The sequence below is a fragment of the Nocardia fusca NBRC 14340 genome (assembly GCF_001618425.1).
GTDB classification, from domain to species: Bacteria; Actinomycetota; Actinomycetes; order Mycobacteriales; family Mycobacteriaceae; genus Nocardia; species Nocardia fusca.
Window position 1 is genome coordinate 15,017 of record NZ_BDCU01000004.1, and the last position, 19,885, is coordinate 34,901.

Annotated in this window: 20 protein-coding genes; 5 read left to right on the top strand and 15 right to left on the bottom strand. The window is 66.6% G+C overall.

The window, feature by feature from the left end:
• Window positions 1-36: 36 nt before the first annotated feature.
• From NF4_RS36175 to NF4_RS00620, 11 genes are all read right to left on the bottom strand, one after another.
• Complete coding sequence (locus tag NF4_RS36175) at window positions 37-1,002, bottom strand: Rv1363c family protein (protein WP_063125335.1); 966 nt, start codon at window positions 1,000-1,002, stop codon at window positions 37-39.
• On the bottom strand, window positions 999-2,465 hold the full coding sequence (locus tag NF4_RS00575; RefSeq protein WP_063125336.1) for an MCE family protein: 1,467 nt from the start codon (window positions 2,463-2,465) through the stop codon (window positions 999-1,001). The genes NF4_RS36175 and NF4_RS00575 overlap by 4 nt, the downstream gene beginning before the upstream one ends.
• On the bottom strand, window positions 2,462-3,736 hold the full coding sequence (locus tag NF4_RS00580; protein ID WP_063125337.1) for an MCE family protein: 1,275 nt from the start codon (window positions 3,734-3,736) through the stop codon (window positions 2,462-2,464). Before NF4_RS00580 ends, NF4_RS00575 begins: the two co-directional genes overlap by 4 nt.
• Window positions 3,733-5,052 carry an MCE family protein gene (locus tag NF4_RS00585; RefSeq protein WP_063125338.1) on the bottom strand — a complete coding sequence of 440 codons (1,320 nt, stop codon included), beginning with the start codon at window positions 5,050-5,052 and terminating at the stop codon, window positions 3,733-3,735. The genes NF4_RS00580 and NF4_RS00585 overlap by 4 nt, the downstream gene beginning before the upstream one ends.
• A gap of 323 nt (window positions 5,053-5,375) precedes the next feature.
• On the bottom strand, window positions 5,376-6,437 hold the full coding sequence (locus NF4_RS00590; protein WP_063125339.1) for an MCE family protein: 1,062 nt from the start codon (window positions 6,435-6,437) through the stop codon (window positions 5,376-5,378).
• Window positions 6,434-7,459 carry an MCE family protein gene (locus NF4_RS00595; protein ID WP_063125340.1) on the bottom strand — a complete coding sequence of 342 codons (1,026 nt, stop codon included), beginning with the start codon at window positions 7,457-7,459 and terminating at the stop codon, window positions 6,434-6,436. The genes NF4_RS00590 and NF4_RS00595 overlap by 4 nt, the downstream gene beginning before the upstream one ends.
• Window positions 7,456-8,589 carry an MCE family protein gene (locus tag NF4_RS00600; RefSeq protein ID WP_063125341.1) on the bottom strand — a complete coding sequence of 378 codons (1,134 nt, stop codon included), beginning with the start codon at window positions 8,587-8,589 and terminating at the stop codon, window positions 7,456-7,458. The genes NF4_RS00595 and NF4_RS00600 overlap by 4 nt, the downstream gene beginning before the upstream one ends.
• 164 nt (window positions 8,590-8,753) lie before the next feature.
• A complete protein-coding gene (locus NF4_RS00605) occupies window positions 8,754-9,611 on the bottom strand; it encodes an MlaE family ABC transporter permease (RefSeq protein WP_063125342.1) in 858 nt (285 codons plus the stop codon).
• A 1-nt stretch (window position 9,612) separates the two neighbouring features.
• Entirely contained in the window at window positions 9,613-10,377 is a 765-nt protein-coding gene (locus tag NF4_RS00610; protein ID WP_030522899.1) for an MlaE family ABC transporter permease, read from the bottom strand.
• Window positions 10,378-10,676: 299 nt separating this feature from the next.
• Window positions 10,677-11,582, bottom strand: a complete 906-nt coding sequence (locus NF4_RS00615; RefSeq protein WP_063125343.1) for a 3-oxoacyl-ACP reductase — start codon at window positions 11,580-11,582, stop codon at window positions 10,677-10,679.
• A 44-nt stretch (window positions 11,583-11,626) separates the two neighbouring features.
• Window positions 11,627-11,815 carry a ferredoxin gene (locus NF4_RS00620; RefSeq protein WP_030522901.1) on the bottom strand — a complete coding sequence of 63 codons (189 nt, stop codon included), beginning with the start codon at window positions 11,813-11,815 and terminating at the stop codon, window positions 11,627-11,629.
• A gap of 225 nt (window positions 11,816-12,040) precedes the next feature.
• On the opposite strand from NF4_RS00620, the gene NF4_RS00625 reads away from it, so the two are divergent.
• The 3 genes from NF4_RS00625 to NF4_RS00635 all read left to right on the top strand — a co-directional run bounded on the left by NF4_RS00625 (window position 12,041) and on the right by NF4_RS00635 (window position 14,695).
• Entirely contained in the window at window positions 12,041-13,234 is a 1,194-nt protein-coding gene (locus NF4_RS00625) for an acyl-CoA dehydrogenase family protein (protein ID WP_063125344.1), read from the top strand.
• A 21-nt stretch (window positions 13,235-13,255) separates the two neighbouring features.
• Complete coding sequence (locus tag NF4_RS00630) at window positions 13,256-14,362, top strand: acyl-CoA dehydrogenase family protein (RefSeq protein ID WP_063125345.1); 1,107 nt, start codon at window positions 13,256-13,258, stop codon at window positions 14,360-14,362.
• 75 nt (window positions 14,363-14,437) lie between these two features.
• Window positions 14,438-14,695: an AbrB/MazE/SpoVT family DNA-binding domain-containing protein gene (locus NF4_RS00635; RefSeq protein WP_063125346.1), complete on the top strand. Its 258-nt coding sequence runs from the start codon at window positions 14,438-14,440 to the stop codon at window positions 14,693-14,695.
• A 63-nt stretch (window positions 14,696-14,758) separates the two neighbouring features.
• Here the strand turns inward: NF4_RS00635 and NF4_RS00640 are convergent, their stop codons facing one another.
• The 3 genes from NF4_RS00640 to NF4_RS00650 form a co-directional block, all read right to left on the bottom strand.
• Window positions 14,759-15,127: a type II toxin-antitoxin system death-on-curing family toxin gene (locus NF4_RS00640; RefSeq protein ID WP_063125347.1), complete on the bottom strand. Its 369-nt coding sequence runs from the start codon at window positions 15,125-15,127 to the stop codon at window positions 14,759-14,761.
• A complete protein-coding gene (locus tag NF4_RS00645) occupies window positions 15,127-15,324 on the bottom strand; it encodes a hypothetical protein (RefSeq protein ID WP_063125348.1) in 198 nt (65 codons plus the stop codon). The genes NF4_RS00640 and NF4_RS00645 overlap by 1 nt, the downstream gene beginning before the upstream one ends.
• Window positions 15,325-15,523: 199 nt before the next feature.
• Window positions 15,524-17,170: an acyl-CoA synthetase gene (locus tag NF4_RS00650; RefSeq protein WP_063125349.1), complete on the bottom strand. Its 1,647-nt coding sequence runs from the start codon at window positions 17,168-17,170 to the stop codon at window positions 15,524-15,526.
• Between the two features lie 62 nt (window positions 17,171-17,232).
• Here NF4_RS00650 and NF4_RS00655 point away from each other — a divergent pair, with 62 nt between their 5' ends.
• Window positions 17,233-18,015: a crotonase/enoyl-CoA hydratase family protein gene (locus tag NF4_RS00655; protein WP_051164274.1), complete on the top strand. Its 783-nt coding sequence runs from the start codon at window positions 17,233-17,235 to the stop codon at window positions 18,013-18,015.
• 141 nt (window positions 18,016-18,156) lie between these two features.
• Here the strand turns inward: NF4_RS00655 and NF4_RS00660 are convergent, their stop codons facing one another.
• Window positions 18,157-18,573, bottom strand: a complete 417-nt coding sequence (locus NF4_RS00660; RefSeq protein WP_063125350.1) for a VOC family protein — start codon at window positions 18,571-18,573, stop codon at window positions 18,157-18,159.
• A gap of 191 nt (window positions 18,574-18,764) precedes the next feature.
• Here NF4_RS00660 and NF4_RS00665 point away from each other — a divergent pair, with 191 nt between their 5' ends.
• Window positions 18,765-19,769, top strand: a complete 1,005-nt coding sequence (locus tag NF4_RS00665; RefSeq protein ID WP_063125351.1) for a sigma-70 family RNA polymerase sigma factor — start codon at window positions 18,765-18,767, stop codon at window positions 19,767-19,769.
• The last annotated feature ends 116 nt before the right edge of the window (window positions 19,770-19,885 follow it).

Here is a 19,885-nt window from a genome sequence, read left to right on the forward strand (position 1 = left end):
CGGCATGCAGGGTCGGCCCGGTCATGCTGGTCCGGCTCATGCCACGAACTTGACGTCCGAGGCGGTCAGCGTGCCGTCGTCGGCCCGCTGCACGGTCACCCGGAATCGATAGAACCGCTGCTGCTGTTCCTGCGACCCCGCGTTGGTGAGCGTCTGCTTCGCCGCCACCAGGATCACCGCCGAGTTCTCGTCGTCGCGTTCGACCGCGGCCTCCACCACCTCGCCGGTGGAGACGACCTTGGCCTGTTTCACGATTTCGGTGAACGGGTCCACCCGGCCGTCGAATTCGGTCTTGAATTCCCCGGAGGCCATGGTGAGGATGCGGTCGATATCCTCTTTGGCGGTATCGGCGCGAATGGTGGTCAGGTTGAGCACCGTCTGCCGCGCGGTGGCCACGTATTCGGCGCGGCGTTCGTCGCGCTGCTGGGTGGACTGCACGGCGAACACCGAGACCACGGCGGCGGCGACCAGCCCGATCACCAGCACAGCCGCCGCGGCGAGGGCAGCGATCCGCTTCCACGACCGGCCGGACGCCGCAACCTCGGTGGTTCCGGTCTCGTCTGTCTCGGAGTCGTCGCCGGCCTTCTCCGTTGCGGCGGCGGCTTTCACCAGCTGTACGGTTTCCGCCGAACTCTCCGCTGCCTCGGCGGACCCCGACGCCCCCGCGGCGGACCCACCGAGGGTGACCTTTTCGGTGACGGGCTCGGCAGTGGATTTCCCGCCGGACCCGAGCGTCTCCTTCTCGGTCGCGGCCTCGGGCGTCCCGCTCGCGGGCACCGTTTCCGCAATCTTCGTGGCTGCCCCTGCCTTCGGCGCAACGGTGCCGGTCTGCTCCGTAGAACCCGCTGCTTCCCCGGCGGTGACCGTCTCCGCGGCCGCTGACTCTTCCGCCGCCGCTGCGGCGGTTCCGAGCTTCTCGGTCGCCGCGTCCTCGGCCGGGGGCGGGCCCGCGGTGCGGCTGGCGCGCCGGCGGGTACGGCGGGGGTCCTTGGTTTCGCTCATCGTTGCTGCTCCTCGAACATTGCCTGCCAATCCGCGGGTACGGCGCCCGAACCACCGGGGGCGATATCGCCCTGACGGTAGCTGCGTCCATCGCTGCTGGTGTAGACCCCGGTGGCCGGATCGTAGGAGAGTGCGGCGGCGGGGGTGCTTGCGCCCGAGAAACTAGCAGGTGCCGGGGGTACTCCCGCAACCCCCGGCGCCGTGTCGGGGGCTGCCGCGGGCGCCACCGGGGTCGGCGGTTCGGTCGGGGCGACCGGCTGCGGCGGCCCGAAAGGCGGATTGGTACCGAGCGGAACGTAGCCGGTGCGGCACAATTCGGGACTCGGTGCCCGGCGGCCGGGATATTCCATACACGGCGTATTGCGAATACCGCGGACCGCGGTCTTGTCGTCCTGCGGCACCTTACAGTACAGGCCCTCGGGCGTGTCGATGGTGTCGAGTTCGCTCGGGTCGCGGCGCTGGTCGGGCGGCAGGAAGCCGGTGGTACACGGCGGCGGGTCGTTGAGCACGGTCATGAAGTCGACCAGCGCACCGTATTCCATCGGACCGCGGACCGCGGTGAGCAGCGCCGCGATCAGCGGCGGATACACCACCAGGATCTGTTCCAGGCCGGAGTGGTAGGTGACGCCCACCTGGCCCAGGCTCACCAGATTGTTGAGCAGTAGCGGCAGGGTAGGCCGCAGATCGTCGAACTGCCGGGTCACCCGTTGGAGCGCGGCCGGGCCGCCGGCGAGGATGTTGCGCAGCGCGGGGTCATGGGCGCGCAGGGTGTCGGTGACCGTCGCCAGATCCCGGGTCCAGGAGCGGATCGCGGCATCGGAGTTCACCTGGGTGTCCAGCAGCGGCCCGATCTGCTCGATCAGCTGTTTGGTCGGGCCCACATTGTCGTTGGCCTCCTGTACCAGCAGCGACGCGGAGTCGATGAAGCGCTGCAGATCCGGCCCGGCTCCGTTGAACGCCCGGAACGCCTCGTCGATGACCTGCCGCAGCCGGGTGTCGGCGACGCTGGCCAGCAGGCGGTCGGCCTGGTCCAGCAGCGCCCCCACATCCTGTGGGAGTTCGGTGCGGTCCACCGGGATCACGCTGCCGTCGTAGAGGTTGGCGCTGCCGGGATCCGGCGGCGGAACCAGGTCGACGTACTGTTCGCCGATCGCCGAGACGCTGCGGACCAGCGCCGAGGAGTCGGCGGGGATCTTGTAGTCGCTGTCGACCGACAGCTTCGCCTCGACTCCTTCGCGGGTGAGCCGGACCTCGCGGACCACCCCGACATTCGTGCCGCGGTAGGCGACATTGGCGTTCTGGTAGAGCCCGCCGGTGGCCGCCAGTTCCACCGTGACCTCGTAGCGGCCGATCCCGAGCAGCGCGGGCACGCCGACATAGGTGCCGCCCATGACGGCCAGCCCGACCACGGTGAGGATCGCGAAGATCGTCAGCTGGATGCGAACGAAACGGGTGAGTGTCACGGGCCCTCGCCCCCTTGCGGCTGCGGCCCGGGCATCGGCACCGTGAGCCCGGGGATGGCGGGCAGGCCGGGAATCGGCGGCAGCCCTGGAATTGTCGGTTGCGGCTGCTGCCCACCGGCCGGCGCGGGCGGCGGCGGTGCCAGCGGGGTGGTCAGCGGGTTGCCCTGCTGTCCGGCGGGTCCGGCGACCTGACCGAGCGCGACCTCGACGCCGCCGAACATACCGCCGAGGCCGGTGCCGGTGAGGAAGTTGGAATCCAGTCGCGCGCCGGTGAGGTCGACGGTCATGAACAGGTTCAGATAGTCGCCCTTGATCGCCCGGTCCAGGTTCTTCAGCGGGAACGGGAAGGAGGCGATGATCTTCAGCGATTCGGTGAGATCGGCGCCGGTGTCGGCGAGGGTCTGCAGTACCGGGGCCAGATCGGCCAGGTTCGCTTTCAGGTTGTCGCCGCTGGCGGCGATCAGGCGGTTCACCACATCACTGAGCTCACCGAGTTCGGTGATGGTGGTGGTGATGTTCTGCCGCCGGTCGGCGAGCACGGTGAGCGCCGGGTGGATCTCTTCGATGGCCGCGGCCACCACATCGGTCTGCTGGACGAATTGCCCGCTGACCCGGTCCAGACCCTCCATCGCGGCGATGATGTCGCCCCGCTGGGCGTCGAGATTGCGGATCAGATCGTTCATCTGCGGGATGAGGTCGCGCACCTCGTCCTCGTTGCCGACGAGCGCCTTGTTGAGTTCGGTGGTGATGTTCTCCAGTTGCGAGATACCGCCGCCGTTGAGCACCACCGACAGCGAGGACAGCACCTGCTCGGTGGTCGGATAGACACCGGCCCGGTCCAGCGGTATCACATCGCCGCCGGCCAGGCGCCCCTCCGGCGGCACCCCGGTCGGCGGTGCCAGCTCCACATGGTTGCTGCCGAGCAGACTGGTCTGCCCGATCTTGGCGGTGGCATTGGCCGGCAGCACCACGCCGGGGTTCAGCGATACCGTGACCAGCGCGTGCCAGTCCTCGACCTCGATATCGGTCACCGTGCCGACCGCGACATCGTCCACGCGCACCGGTGAATTCCGGGTCAGCGTCGTCACGTTCGGCATCTGGATCCGGACTTCGTAGGAGCCTTCGCCGGTGCCCTCGGTACCGGGCATCGGCAACGAGTTGAGTCCGTCGTACTGGCAGCCCGTGGCCGACAGCGCCAGTGCCAGCCCGGTCGCCACCGCGGCGATCCGGCGCCGGGCGCCCGGCGCCCGTAATTCGAGCCGGCGCATCATCGTCCTCCTCCGGGCAGACCGGGAATCCCGGGCAGTTGCACACCGGGGATGGCCAGCCCCGCGACCCCCGCCGGCACGGTGATCGGCGCCGGTTCGGGTGCGGCCGGCGGGCCCACCTTCTGCGGATCCACCTTCCCGGCCAGATCCGGTGTCGTGTACTGCAACTGGTTGGGGAACGCCGTGACACCGGTCGCGGGATTGGTCATGATGGGCAGGTAGTTCATGGCCAGCGAACTGAGCACCGGGGCGAGGTACTGGGCGCACAGGTCGGCGCTGGTATCGGATTCGTGCTGTTCGAGCGCACGTACCGAACCGCACAGGAAGCTCAGCGGATCGGCGAAGTTGTTCAGCGAGATGGCGCCGGTCAGCGTGCCCTGGGCGGGTTTGTAGATCTGGTAGAAGTTCACCAGCGCGGTCGGGCCCGAATGCAGTGCCTGTTCCAGTTGCGGCCGTTTGTCGACCAGGATCTGGGTGACATCGGCCAGCCGCTGCACGCCCTCGGTGAGTTCGGTGCCGCTGCCGTCCAGGAACCGGTGCACATCGCCGAGCGCGAGGTCCAGGTTGTCCAGACCGGCGCCGAGATCCTGGGAGACCCCGGCCAGAACCGAGGACACCGAGGCGAGCCGGCCACCGAACTCCACGATCTGATCATTGCTCTTGGACAGCACGTCCACGAACTTCTGCAGGTTCCGGATGGTGCCGAACAGATCGGTGCGGCCGTCGGACAAGGTGGTCAGGGTGGCCGAGAGTTCGTGCAGGGTGGCGCGGAACCGGTCGCCGTTACCGTCCAGGTTGTCGGCCGCGGTGTCCACGAACCGGCCGAAGGAACCCTGCGGGTCGTCCCCGACCGGCCCGAGGGCGGTGGACAGCTTGTTCAGTTCGGTCTTGATGTCGTCCCATTCGACCGGGACCGCGGTGCGGTCGATCGGGATCACCGCGCCGTCACCGAGGGTGTCGCCGCCGGTGTAGGCGGGCGCGATCTGGATGAACCGGGCCGAGACCAGCGACGGCGCGATGATCACCGCCCGCGCGTCGGCGGGCAGGTCGACACCGCCGTCCACCGACATGGTGACCTTCACCTGATCCTTGCCCGGTTCGATGCTGTCGATCCGGCCGATCGGCACGCCCAGCACCCGCACCTCGTCGCCCGCGTACAGGCCGCTGGTGGAGGTGAAGTAGGCCGTGATCTCGTTCTTGGTGATCCGCTGGTAGGCCGTGTACCCGCCGAAGGCGACCAGCGCCACCACCACAACCCCGGCAACGATCGCCACCCACTTCCGTGGAATGGCCCGAACCTTGTCCGTCAGAGTCGTCATGAGGTCCTCCTCGCGGCAGGTCCATGCGGTCGGCGGAGGCCGCAGCGAAGGCGAAGGGATCGCATCACAGAATCCTCCTAGGAGCAGATTCATCCGGTCGGCGGAGGCGAAGGGACCGCCTCATCGGGTCCTCCTCGGAGAAGTTGCATGCGGTCCGCGGAACCCGAAACGAAGATGAAGGCATCACAGCGTCGCTCCTCCTCGGAGCAGATTCATGCGGTCCGCGGAGCCCGGCGCGAAGGCGAAGGGATCGCATCACAGAATCCTCCTCGGAGCAGATTCATCCGGTCGGCGGAGGCCGCAGCGAAGGCGGAGGTATCGCCTCATCGGGGCGGCTCCTGTACGGACGGGCCGATCTTGGGACCGGGTTCGAGCAGATAGGCACGCAGCGATTCGGGCAGATGTTGCGGCCACACCAGCGCGTCCACCAGCGGGTGCAGCGTCTCACTGCTGGCATTGACGACGTAGGCGTTGAAATACGGTCCGCTGCCGACCTGTTCACCGAGCGCCGCGGCGAACGGGCCCAGGCCGTCGAGCGCGCCGTTGATGTTGTCCCGGTTGCGTTCCAGCAGGTCCAGTACCGAGTTGAGTTTGTCCAGCGCCGGCTGCAGCTGGGCCTCGTTGTCGTGCACCAGCCCGGACAGTTGCTGGGCGAGCGCGTTGACGTACACGATCATCTGACTGATCGCGGTACGCCGCCGGTCCAATTCGCCGAGCAGTTGATTACCGTCCACCAGCAGGGCGTTGATGGAGTCGGCCCGGTCGGCCAGGATCTTGGTGACGTCCTGGGCGCGGGTCAGCAGATCCGACAGCGCCTGGTCACGGGCGTTGATACTGCGCGAGAGCGCGGTGACCCCGTCCAGCGCGGACCGCAGCGGCGCCGGCGTATCGGCAAACGCGGCGGACAGCGTGTCCAGGGTCTGATTCACCTGCTGCAGGTCCAGGTCGCCCACCGTGCCGGCCAGATCGCTGAGTGCCTCGTTCAGCGAGTACGGCGATGTGGTGCGGCCGAGCGGAATGGTGTCGGTGACCTTCAGGGCCCCGTCACCGGCCGGGGCGACGGCCAGGGATTTACGGCCCAGCACCGTATTGGTCTTGATGGCGGCCGAGGTCTTGTCGCCGAGCACGATCGATTCGTCGAGGCTGAACCGCACCAGCACCTGCGCGCCGTCCAGGCTCACATCCTCGACCTTGCCCGAACGCACCCCCGCGACCTCCACGTCGTCACCGGTCACCAGGCCGCCGGCGTCGGCGAAGTAGGCGGTGAAGGTGGCGCCACCGCGGATGAAGGGCAGTCGTTCGAATTGCAGGGCCGACAGCGCGACCGCCGCGGCCAGCACCAGTCCGACGACGCCGATGGTCACCGCGCGCGATTGCTCTTTCATTCGCTGGCACACCTTCCGGTCGTCTGCTCACCGGGTAGTTCGAGCAGCAGCGGTTTCCCGTCCGGACCGTCGATCAGGAAGTTCGTCCGGCATACGTACAGCTGCAGGAACGAACCGTAGGAACCGATGCGGATCAGCTTGCGGTAGGTGGCCGGCAGTTTGTCCAGCACCCACTGCACGGTGTCCGAACCGTTGTCGAGATTGGTGGCCAGCCGGCCGGTCTGCGCGATGGTCGCCGCCAGATCGGGGCGGGCCTGCGCCAGCAGATCGGTGGTGGCGGCGGTGGCGTCGGCGATCCGTGGCAGCGCGGCGCCGATCGGGTCGCGGTCCGCGGCCAGCCCGCTCACCAGGCGGCGCAGTTCGTCGATGGTGGTGGCGAACTGGTCGCCGCGGTCGTCGATGGTTTTCAGCACCGAGTTCAAATTGTCGATGACGCTGCCGATGAGCGCGTCCCGGTCGGCGAGGGTTCTGGTGAACGACCCCCCGCTGTTGAGCAACTCGACCAGGGTGCCGCCCTGCCCCTGGAAGATCTGCAGCAGCGCGTTGGTCAGATCGTTGACCTGCGCCGGGTTCAGCCCGCGCAGCAGCGGTTTGAACCCGCCCAGCAGCATGTCCAGGTCGAGTGCGGGTGCGGTCTTGTCCAGTCCGATGGTGCCGCCCTTGTGCAGGGTGGTCGCCTCCCCGGGGCCTTCCAGCAGCTCCAGATAGCGGTCGCCGACGAGGTTCTCGTACCGGATGGTCGCGCGGGTACTGGTCAGCAGCTTGTATTTGGTGTCGACGTCGAACTCCACGTGCGCGTGGTATTCGTCGTCGACCTTCACCGACGACACCGACCCGACCGGCACACCGGCGATCCGGACCTTATCGCCGGGCAGCATCCCCGAGGCGCTGGTGAAGACCGCGTTGTAGCCGGTTTCCCGGGAGAAACGCATCTGGGAGAAGACCACCGCGAGGCCGGCGAAGATGAGGGTCATCACCAGTGTGAAGATGGCGAGTTTGACAGTGGTACCGGTGTTCCTCATGGCTGTCCCACCCCCGGGAGTCCGGCGAACAGTACCTGGAAAACCTTGGGCGCGTTGAGTTGCAGCTTCGTCACGGGCGTGTAGGGGTGCCCTTCCGCCGTGTCGGTGACGACGTAGTCGGAATGGCTGTCCGGCACCCGGTCCAGCAGACCCGCGCACCGCGGCCCGCCGGTGGCGTTCACCTTCGGCAGATCGTTCGGATAGGTGTAGGGCGGAGACCCGTACATGAATCCCGTGTTCAGGGCGACACCTTCCTGTCCGCCGCCGAAGACCGCCTCACCGAGCGGCAGCGCCTTGGCGCTACCGCCGATCAGGCAGAACAACGCTTCCTTGTATCCGTTCAGCAGCTCACCGGTCGGACGCAGCAGATCCAGGGCGGTATTGATCTGCCCCTCGTTGTCGCGCAGCACCGCACCCGTCGTGTCGGCGAGACCGGTGATGTTCGCCAGCAGCGAGTCGACATCGGATTCCGATTCGGCGAGCGTGCGGCTGCTGACCGTAGCGCCGTCCACGGTGCGCAGCAGATCACCGGAAACATCGGCGTACAGGTTGCTCACCGCGGCCGTGGTGTTCAGGTCCCGCTGCAGGGTGGGCAGCATCGGATTGATCTCGCGCAGGTAGGCGTCGCTGTCGGCGAGCAACTGCCCGAGGCTTTCGCCCCGACCCTGTAATGCCGTGCCCAGGGCGGTCAGCGTGGCGCTCAGTTTCTCCGGCTGCACATCGGCGAGGACATCGCTGAGATGCTGGAAGAGCGTGTTGAACTCGACGGTCACCTGCTCGGCCGCCAGGAGCGCACCCGGTTGCAGGGATTTCGCGGCGGGCTCCTGCGGGATCACGAAGTTGATGTACTTGGCCCCGAAGACCGTGGTCGAACGAATATCGACGGTGGAGTTGGCCGGGACCAGGTGCAGCAGGTCCGGGTTCAAGGCCAGTCGCAGATTCGTGCCGTCGGGCGTGCGGTCGATTCCGGCGACCCGCCCGATCTGCACGCCGCGCACCTTCACCTTGGCGTCCGGATCGAGCACCAGGCCGCTGCGCGGTGCGGATACCGTCACCTCGACGCTCGGGGTGAAGCCGCCGAAGAACATGGTCAGGGAGACGGTCACTGCCGCCACCGCGGCCAGCACCATCCCCACCCCGGCCAGTTTCAGCCCGGCCTTCTCGCGGACCGCCGTCCACCGATTCGCCCCGATGGGGGCCCAGGGGTCAACGCCCCCGCGGGACGACCCACCCGCGGTGGCGTTAGACGCCCCTGTCCCTTTGCTGTTCGCTCGCATCAGTCCCGTCATCGCAGCTATCCGGAAAGGTTGAAGTTGCCGGAGGTGCCGTAGACGGCCAGGGAGATCAGCAGCGTCACCGTGACCACTGCGACGAGTGAACTGCGCACCGCGTTACCCACCGCGACGCCCACGCCCACCGGGCCGCCGGCCGCGTGGTAGCCGTAATAGGTATGGATCATCATCACCGCCAGCGCCATGAAAATGGCTTGGGCGAACGACCACAGAATGTCGCTCGGAATAAGGAATGTGGAGAAATAGTGGTCGTACACACCGGCCGACTGACCGTAGATGACGACGGTGGCGAATCGGCTGGCGATGAACGACGCGATCACGGCCAGCGCGTAGAGCGGCACGATCGCGATCATTCCGGCGAGCACCCGGGTGCCCACCAGGTACGGCACCGGCCGGATCGCCATGGATTCCAGGGCGTCGATCTCCTCGGCCACCCGCATGGCCCCCAGCTGAGCGGTGGAACCCGCCCCGATGGTGGCCGCCAGGCCGATACCGGAAATCACCGGGGCGGCGATGCGGACGTTGAGGAACGCCGCGAAGAAGCCGGTCAGCGCCTCGACACCGATATTTCCGAGCGAGCTGTAGCCCTGCACGGCGATGGTGCCCCCGGAGAAGAGGGTGAGGAAGCCGACGATCACCACGGTGCCGCCGATCACCGCGAGCGCACCGCTGCCCATGCTGATCTCGGCGATGAGCCGGATCGTCTCGGTGCGGTAGTGCACCAGCGCGCGCGGCATCGAGCCGATCGCCTTGCCGTAGAACACCGCCTGCTTGCCGAGATTGTCGAGGGAGGTGGACCAGCGACGGACGCGGCGGACGAATTTCGGGAAGCGGGACTGGATTATCACCGAAGCCGACATATCACCGCACCGCGAATTTGAGGCCGACGGCGGTGACCACGACATTCACCACGAACAGCGCCATGAAGGCGAAAACCACTGTCTGGTTCACCGCATCACCGACACTTTTGGGACCACCTTTGACGTTCAAACCCAGATAGCAGGCCACCAGGCCGGCGATCAAGCCGAAAAGGCCGGCCTTGACCGCGGAAATGAGCAATTCGGGAAGATGGGTCAGCAGGGTGATGCCGTTGACGAACGCGCCGGGGTTCACATCCTGCAGATAGACCGAGAAGAGGAATCCGCCCACGATGCCGATGGTGCACACCAGGCTGTTCAGCAGCAGCGCCACGAACATCGACGCCAGTACCCGGGGGACGACCAGGCGGTGGATGGGGTCGATACCGAGCACCTTCATGGCGTCGATCTCTTCACGGATGGTGCGGGCTCCGAGGTCCGCGCAGATGGCGGTGGCGCCGGCCCCCGCCACGATGAGCACGGTGACGATCGGGCCGACCTGGGTGACCGCGCCGAAGGCCGCGCCCGCGCCGCTGAGGTCGGCGGCGCCGATCTCGCGCAGCAGGATGTTCAGGGTGAAGCTCACCAGCACGGTGAAGGGTATGGCCACGAGGAGTGTCGGGATGATGGACACCCGCGCGACGAACCACGACTGGTCGATGAACTCGCGCATCTGGAACGGCCGGCGCAGACTCGCCCGGGCCACAGCCGCGGCGAGTTCGAAGAATCCGCCGACGGCCCGCAATGGCACGGTAAGGACCTCGGTCACTGTAGATCCTCCTTGCCCGACTACTGGTCCCGCTGGCGGCAGCTCGGGAGACACCCCGGCGCACGCCCCGCTAAGTAGAACATGTTCATTTCCTGATTGGGGCCATTTTGAGGCTTCTGAACTGGAAACTTGTCTCAATCCCAGACAGCGGGATTGAAACACGATTCATACGCCTTGAGCATCATTGTGTGAGGCCCGGCACAGTACGACCACTCTGTTTACCAATGACTGGACGGTTGTTCAACTCTCCTCGGGCGCGTTCGGGACCGAAACCCCGCGACCCGCTCCGATGCCGACACTCAGCCCAGTTCGTGCAGAGCCGTTGCAGAGAACGTACGACCTTCTTCGCGCCCGGCGAAGTAACCGGTCAGCGTGGCGGCCAGATCGTCACCTGACCACTGCGCGCCCGCGGCGTCGAACCGCTGCTCGACCTCCGGCGCGGCCATCAACGCGACCATGGGTCCGTACACGACGAACACCTGCCCGTTGACTGCGTCGGCCGCGGGAGAGGCCAGGTAGGCCACCAATCGCGCCACATGCTCGGGCGAGAGCGGATCGACCTCGCCCTCGGGGGCGGCGCTGAAGACCTGTTCGGTCATGGCGGTGCGCGCCCGTGGGCAGATGGCATTGGCCCGGACACCGAACCGGTTCAGCGCACGCGAGGCCGACAGCGTGAGAGCGGTGATACCGGCCTTGGCGGCGGCGTAGTTGGCCTGCCCCTCCGGACCGAGCAGACCGGCTTCGGAAGAGGTGTTGACGATCCGGCCGTAGACCGGCGCACCGGCTTCCTTCGACTTCGTCCGCCAATAGGCACCGGCATTGCGGGTCAGCAGGAAATGCCCGCGCAGATGTACCGCGAGAACCGCGTCCCAGTCCTCGTCGGACATGTTGAACAGCATCTTGTCGCGGGTGATACCCGCGTTGTTGACCACGATGTCCAGGCCACCGAAGGATTCGGTGGCCGCGGTGATCAAGGCGTCGGCGGTGGACCGCTCGGCGACACTGCCGGCCACGAACTCGGCCTTGGCGCCGAGTGCCCGTACCTGCTCCAGCGTCTCGGACACGGCGTCGGACTCGGCCAGATCATTGACCACGACCGAGGCCCCGGCTGCGGCCAGGGCGAGCGCTTCGGCCTTACCGAGGCCCGCACCCGCTCCGGTCACGATCGCAACTCGCCCGGCAAGGCTGGTATCTGTATCGCTCACCGGGCCGACTCTAGAACGTGTTCTTATTCACGGCAAGAGCCGATTCACAGCAAACGCAACGCCGCTTTCGGGCATTGCGCGACCGCTTCGGCCACTTGCGACTCCTGATCGGGCGCAACCTCGCCCTCGGCGACGTGCAGCATGTCCTCGTCATCGAGTTCAAAGACGTCGGGAGCGATTCCCGCACAGATTCCGTTCGCTTCGCACTGATCGAAGTCAACGCTGACCTTCATCGAAACTCCTTTTCCCACCCGATGGCCGAAGCCTAACAAGCGACAGCCGCCGAGACGGGCTACATGGGCTGATTACCCTTCAATACTGGAACATGTTTCAGTGCATATGCAATGATCGGAGCAAGGTATCGGAGATCCATTCCGCGCTTCCAGCGGGTGAGCGCGGCGCGATCCCACATCCCGGCCCATCTCCAATCCCGTAGAACGAAGGCTCGAGGTACCGCCATGCGCATCGCGTATACCCCGGAACATGACCAGCTACGCGCCGAGTTGCGCGAATACTTCGCACGGCTGATCACCCCCGAACGGCGGGCCGCGCTCAGCTCCCAGACCGGGGAGTACGGCCAGGGCAATGTGTACCGCGAGGTCGTCGCGGAGATGGGTCGCGACGGCTGGCTGGCCCTGGGCTGGCCCGAGGAGTTCGGCGGCCAGAACCGGCCCATGCTCGATCAGCTGATCTTCACCGACGAAGCCGCCATCGCGGGCGCCCCGGTGCCGTTCCTGACCATCAACTCGGTCGCGCCGACGATCATGCACTACGGCAGCGACGAGCAGAAGAAGTTCTTCCTGCCCAAGATCGCCGCCGGTGAGTTGCACTTCGCCATCGGCTACTCCGAGCCCGGCGCGGGCACCGACCTCGCGAGTCTGCGCACCACCGCGGTGCGCGACGGCGACGACTACGTGATCAACGGCCAGAAGATGTGGACCAGCCTCATCGCTTACGCCGACTACATCTGGCTGGCCGTGCGTACCGACCCCACCGCCAAGAAACACAAGGGCATCAGCATGCTGATCGTGCCCACCGACGCCGAGGGCTTCTCCTGGACCCCGGTCCACACCATGGCCGGCCCCGACACCAGCGCCACCTACTACCAGGATGTGCGCGTCCCGGTCACCTCGCTGGTCGGTCCGGAGAACGGCGGCTGGCCGCTGGTCACCAATCAGCTCAACCACGAACGGGTCGCCCTGACCTCCGCCGCCGCGCTACAGCTGGCCCTGGCCCAGACGACAGCGTGGGCCAAGGAGACGAAAGCCGCGGACGGCTCCCGCATCTTCGACCGCGAATGGGTGCAGCTCAATCTCGCCCGGGTGCACGCCAAGGTCGAATACCTGAAGTTGATGAACTGGGAGATCGCCAGCCGGGTCGACGCGGGCGGGGACGCCGCACCGCGCCCGTGGGACGCCTCGGCCTGCAAGGTCTACGGCACCGAACTGTCCACCGAGGCCTACCGGCTGCTCATGGAGGTGCTCGGCCCGCAGGCCTCGCTGCGGCAGGACTCCCCCGGTTCGGTCCTGCGCGGCCGGCTCGAGCGGATGCATCGCGCCGCCCTGATCCTCACCTTCGGCGGCGGCACCAACGAAGTGCAGCGCGACATCATCGCCATGACCGCTCTGAAGCAGCCCGCCTCCGGCCGCTGACACCCGATTCAGGAGTTCACCATGGATTTCACCCCCACCGAAGCCCAGTCGGATCTGGCCCGGCTCACCGGCGAGGTCTGCGACAAACTGGTCACCGCCGACCGCCTGCGCGAATTGGACCGCGGGACCGCGAAATTCGACGAGCCGCTGTGGAAATCACTCGCGGAGACCGGTGTGCTCGCCGCCGCCTTGCCCGAGGAAGTGGGCGGCAGCGGCTTCGGTTCGCTCGAACAGACCGCGATCCTGCGCGAACTCGGCAAGGCCGTCGCCGCGGTCCCCTACCTGTGGTCGGTCGTCCTGGGCGCGGGCGCGCTGGCCGAGTTCGGGTCCACCGCGCAGCAGCAGCTCGCCACCGACGCCGGCGCGGGCACCGCGATCCTGACCGTGGCACTGGCCGAGGAACACAACTGGGAACCGGCCCGCCCCACCACGACCGCCACCGAAGCCGACGGCGGATGGCGCGTCACCGGCACCAAGACCACGGTTCCGGTCGCCGACCGCGCGGCCCGGATCCTGGTCCCCGCGACGGCGTCCGGAGTCGCCGCCGTCTTCCTGGTCGACCCCTCGGCCGACTCCGTCACTGTGACCGCCCAGCAGGTAACCGACCGTGGCGCCGAATCGCTGGTGGAGTTCACCGATGCGCCGGCCGAACTGCTCGGCACCGTCGAGGACGGCGCCCGGATCCTGGACTGGCTGCTCGACCGCGCCTGGCTCGGCCTGGCCGCCCAGCAGCTGGGCACCCTCGAACGCTCCCTGGAACTGGTCGCCGACTACGCCCGCGAACGCGAGCAGTTCGGCCGCGCCATCGGCAGCTTCCAGGCCGTGGCCCAGCGCCTGGCCGACAGCTACATCGGCCTCCAGGGCCTGCGCCTGACCGTCACCCAGGCGGCATGGCAGCTCGCGGAGGGCCTGGATGCCACCGGGGCCGTGCACACCGCGAAGTTCTGGGCGGCCGAGGCCGGCCATCAGGTCGCCCACACCCTGGTCCACGTACACGGCGGCGTCGGCATCGACCGCGACCACATCGCGCACAACTATTTCACCGCCGCCACCCGCAACGAGTTCGCCTTGGGCGGGGCCACGAACCACCTGCTCCCCCTGGCACAGTTCGTCCCCGAATCCGCCTGAGTTATCACCTTGTCGAGCAATATCACCGCGCGCAGGATCACGTGGTACACGTCTTACGTACGACGGGAGCGCGCGGTGATACTCGACAGCAAAGGCCAGATCACTATTCCTTCGACCTTACGAGCGAAGTTCAACCTTCGCGAAGGAGACGATGTGGAGGTGATCGAGGTCGATGGCACGCTCCGGATCGTCCGCAGCGGTGAGACCCCCACCCGCGGCCGGCGGCTGGTCGATCGAATGCGCGGCACTGCCGACAGCAAAGAGATCGAGGGCATGAGCACCGACGAGATCATGGAAATGCTCCGTGGCGACCGACTTGCGCCCGACCGATAATCCGGCGAGCCTGCTTTATTCGTCACTTGGAATGGCTCCACCACCTGCACCGACCGAGGGCGGCTACCCTTCGAATCTCGTCAGTCCTTCGGCGATCTTCGCCAGATCGAGCTGGCCCTGTGCCACCGCCAGGACGAACTCCTCGGCCGCATCCACATCGAAATCCGCCGCCAGCGGATGTCCGTTGAGGTGCAGTAACACCCATGTGGCATACCAGGCAAGCCGCTTGTTCCCATCGACCATCGCATGGTTGCGCGCGATCGACTCCATGAATGCCGCGGCTTTCTGCCATATATCCGGATATGCGTCCTGGCCGAAGACGCTGGCCCGGGGACGGGCCAGTGCCGACTCCAACAGCCCGTAATCACGGACCTCCGAGGTACCCAGCCGCTGCGCGAGGTTCATCAGCTCGACGAGCGTCAAGTACTCCATCAGGCGAGCCGCCGATTGAGTTCCTCACTGGCAGCCAGAACATGATCGGCGGCTTCGTTGAACAGCCGTGAATGCTCATTGATCGCGGATACCACGGCATCGTGCGCGAATTGCTGCATGCTCCGCCCCTCCCGTTCGGCACGCTGTCGCAAGGCCTCCAGCTCTTCATCGCTGAATCTGACATTCAAACCGGCCATACCAAACGGTACCACGCGGTACCACCATGAGCCCCGGGTCGGAAATCGTAGGACAGAGTCACGACAGGAGGGTGCCGTTGACTGGGCCTGCCAGGTAGAAGGCCCGCTGCGTGCTCCCGACTACCACGCTCGGCGGACTCGTGGGTGACGAGCACCGGGCTGCCGCAATATGTGCGGCAGCCCTACGTGGTGTCCGGTCCTACGAGGCGTTACCCGCCGACCCGTGCTCGTCGGCGTCACGCTCCTCGGTCTGCGCCTTGGCCCACTTGTAGTCGGGCTTACCCGCCGGTGACCGCTTGATCTCGTCGACGAACCACAGGCTGCGGGGCAGCTTGTAGGAGGAGATCTCCCGGGTCAGCACCGGGCGCAGTTCCTCCAGGGTGGGGCGCTTGTCGCCGCGACACTGCACCACGGCCGCCACCCGCTGCCCCCAGCGCTCGTCCGGGACGCCGACCACCAGCGCGTCGAAGATCTCGGGATGGCATTTCAGCGCACCCTCGACCTCTTCCGGGTAGATCTTCTCGCCGCCACTGTTGATGCTGACCGAACCACGGCCGAGCATGGTGACGGTCCCGTCCTCCTCGACCCGTGCCCAGTCGCCGGGAATGGAGTAGCGGACGCCGTCGTACTCCTTGAACGTCGCCGCGGTTTTCACCGGGTCGTTGTAGTACCCGATCGGGATATGACCCTTGCGCGCCAGCACACCGGTCTGCCCGGATCCCGGGACGACGGGCTTGCCGTTCTCGTCGATCACCGCGGTGGAGGCGTCGATCTTCACCCGCGGACCGCCGGTGTGGGTCGCGCCCTTGGCGGCGATCGAGATACCGCCGAAACCGGTCTCGGAGGAGCCGATCGAATCGGTGATCACGGTATTCGGGAGCAGGTCGATGTACTCGTCCTTGAGGGCGGGCGAGAACAGGGCCGCGCTGCTGGCCATCGCCCACAGGTTCGTGTGCTGGTAGGGCTCACCGGTTTCCGGATGGCCGGCCTTCAGTGCGTCCAGCATCGGGCGGGCCATGGCGTCGCCGGTTATGAAGATCATGTTGATGCCGTGCGTGTCCACGGCCTGCCAGACGACATGCGCGTCGAACTCCGGGATCATGATGGTCTTGCCGCCGTCGAACAGACCGTGGAAGACCGCGGTCTGCGAACCACCGTGGATGAGCGGCGGGATCGGATAGCGCACCAGCTGGCCGCCGGCCGCGCCGGTTTTGGCCTGCTGCCATTCGTCTTGGACGTACTCACCGGTCATGAAGTTGATACCGCCGCCGAGCACCCGCCACCAGTCCTCGTGCCGCCACATCACGCCCTTGGGCATACCGGTGGTACCGCCGGTGTAGATCATGAAGATGTCGTCGTTCGACCGATCGCCGAAATCGCGTTCGCCCGACGATTCCGCCAGTGCCGCTTCGTAGTCCACCGCGTCCGCGGGCGTAGCGGTTTCGGTGCCGTCGTCGACGATCAGCACCGTTTTCAGATGCGGGACCTTCGACCGGACGTTCACCACCTTGTCGGTGTAGCGCCGCTCGTGGATGAGCGCCACCATGTCCGAATTCTCGAAGATGTACTGCAACTCGTTCTCGACGTAGCGGAAGTTGACGTTGACCATCACCGCCCGCGCCTTGAACACCGCCAGCATCGACTCCACGGCCTCGATGGTGTTGCGTGAGTAGATACCGACCTTGTCGCCCGGCCGGACACCGTGTTCCAGCAGGTAGTGCGCCAGCCGGTTCGCACGGTCCTCCAATTGGGCGAAGGTCACCGAGCGGTGGTCGTCAGCCAGCGCAACCCGGTCCGGCACAAGGTCGATGGTGTGTTCGACGAGGTCGGCTATGTTGTACGTCACAACGTCAAAAATAGAACGTGTTACTGTTTCTGGCAAGGGTCCGAGTAACAGGAGAAACAACGATGCCTCAATGCCTCGTCGAGAAGCGCGGCCATGTCCTCATCGTCACCATGAATCGCCCCGAGGCGCGCAACGCGCTCTCGACCGAGATGATGGCGATCATGCGGGACGCCTGGGACCAGGTCGACAGCGATCCGGACATCCGCGTCGCGATCCTGACCGGCGCGGGCGGGGCCTTCTGCGCGGGTGCCGACCTCAAGGGCATGACCCAGCAGCATCCTGGTGATTCGTTCGCGGGCGGGGGCTGGGACCTGTCGAAGATCGAGGCCCTGCTGAAGGGCCGCCGGCTCACCAAACCGCTGATCGCGGCGGTCGAGGGCGCGGCTATCGCCGGCGGCACCGAGATCCTGCAGGGCACTGATATCCGGGTCGCGGGCGAAAGCGCGAAGTTCGGGGTGTCCGAAGCCCGCTGGGGTCTGTTCCCGCTGGGCGGCTCCGCCGTCCGGTTGGTTCGTCAGGTCCCCTACACGGTTGCCGCGGATATTCTGCTCACCGGCCGGCATCTGAGCGCCGCCGAGGCCAAGGACATCGGCCTCATCGGCCATGTGGTGCCGGACGGCCAAGCGCTGGACAAGGCCCTGGAACTGGCGGACCTCATCGCGGCCAACGGCCCGCTCGCGGTGCAGGCGATCCTGCAGACCATCCGCGACAGCGAATGCATCCCCGAGGAAGAGGCCTTCCAGATCGACGCCAAACTCGGTATGGCGGTCTTCCAGTCCGCCGACGCCAAAGAGGGCCCCAAGGCGTTCAAGGAGAAGCGCAAGCCGAACTTCAGCGGCAAGTAGAAGCCGGTGCGGACCGAGCGCACCTCGGTGCGTCCGGTCGACGCCCGGCCCGGTCGGTTCAGCGGCCGGCGTCGCGCCACCGAAACACCGAACGCCCCGTTCGACGGTTGTCGGCGGGGCATTCGCGTGAGCGCACTACGCCTACGCGCCGGGGTAATCCATGTAGAACGGCTCCCACTGGTGACCATCGGGGTCCAGGAAGGTCCGGCCGTGCATCCCGACCTGCGCCTCCTGGGCCTGCTTGTCCGTATTGATCTCCTCGGTACCGCCCGCGGCCACCGCGGCCGCGGTCAGCCGGTCGACCTCCTCGGCGCTGCTCAGCGACAGCGCGTAGGCGGCGCCGGTGGCGGCCCGGGTATCGGCGATCGGCCGCCGGCTGAAGGTGGCGAAATGCCCATGGGTCAGCAGCATCAGGCAGATATTGTCGTCGACCACGATGCAGGCGGCATTGTCGTCGGTGAAATCGTCGTTGACCTTCCACCCGAGCGCCTCGTAGAAGTTCTTGGACCGCCCCAGGTCGGTGACGGGTAGGTTCACGAAAATCATCTTGCTGCTCATGGTTTCGGTCCTTTCGGGAGGGTGGTCTGCGTTTCGCCGGCTGCAAAGGTTCAGACGCGGGCCGCCCCGGAAAGTAATCGGTGCCGGACAATGTGGCCGCTGGGGCCGGGTGATACCCCTGGGGAATCGACCGAAAAAGGCGCGTTTCATCCTCTGTTCACATGTCGGTGCCCTGTGCCACAGTGGCACGCATGAGCGAGCAGACCGGCACTGTCGACGCCGATGTCATGAGATCCTTCGAGGTGCACAGACGGGAACTGTGTGCCTATGCCTACCGCATGCTGGGGTCGTCCTTCGAAGCCGAGGACGCCGTCCAGGACGCATTCACCCGGGCCTGGAAGTCCTACGATTCCTTCGAGGGCCGGGCCAGTCTGCGTTCCTGGCTCTACAAGATCACCACCAATATCTGCCTCGATATGCTCGACGGCCCGCAGCGCCGCGCGCGGCCGATGGATCTGTCGAGCCCGTCGACACCGGACCGGCCCCTGCCGCCCCCGCAGCCGGACTACGTCTGGGTCGAGCCCATCCCCAACTCACTCGCCTTCGGTGCCGACCCCGCCGAGCACGCCACTGCCAAGGACAGCCTGCGCCTTGCTTTCGTCGCCGCCTGCCAGCATCTGCCCGCCACACAGCGCGCCATCCTGATCATGCGCGAGGTCCTGCGCTTCTCCGCCAACGAGACCGCCGAGGCGCTCACCATGAGTACCGCCTCGGTGAACAGTGCCCTGCAGCGGGCACGCGCCACCATGAGCAAGGTCAAGCCGGCCGATACCGACACCTACGACGACACCGACGATGATCAGCGAAAACTCGTCGAGAACTTCGTGACGGCGTTCGAGTCCTACGATATGGACGCGCTCACCAACCTGCTGAAAAGCGATGTGGCGCTGTCCATGCCGCCGTTCGATCTCTGGGTTTCCGGCCCGGAGAACGTGGCCGCCTTCATGCTCGGTACCGGTGCTGCCTGCCGGGGCTCGCGCTTGGTTCCGCTGGCCGGAGCCAACGGCCATCCGGCATTCGGCCACTACAAGCCGAGCGGCGAGCCGGGCCGGTGGACACCGTGGTCGATCACCGTGCTGGAGGTGCGAGAGGGCGTGATCACCGGGCTCAATTTCTTCCTCGATACCGAGCGCTTGTTCCCGCTGTTCGACCTGCCACCGGAATGGACAGAGGAACCGGTGGGCGAATCGGCCTGACGACCGCCCACCCAGTCACCCGACTGCCTCGATACCGTCCAAGTGACCACCAACCTGCCGTCCATATGACCACCGACCTACCGTTCAAGTGACCAGCAGTCCTGCGGCCAGATGAC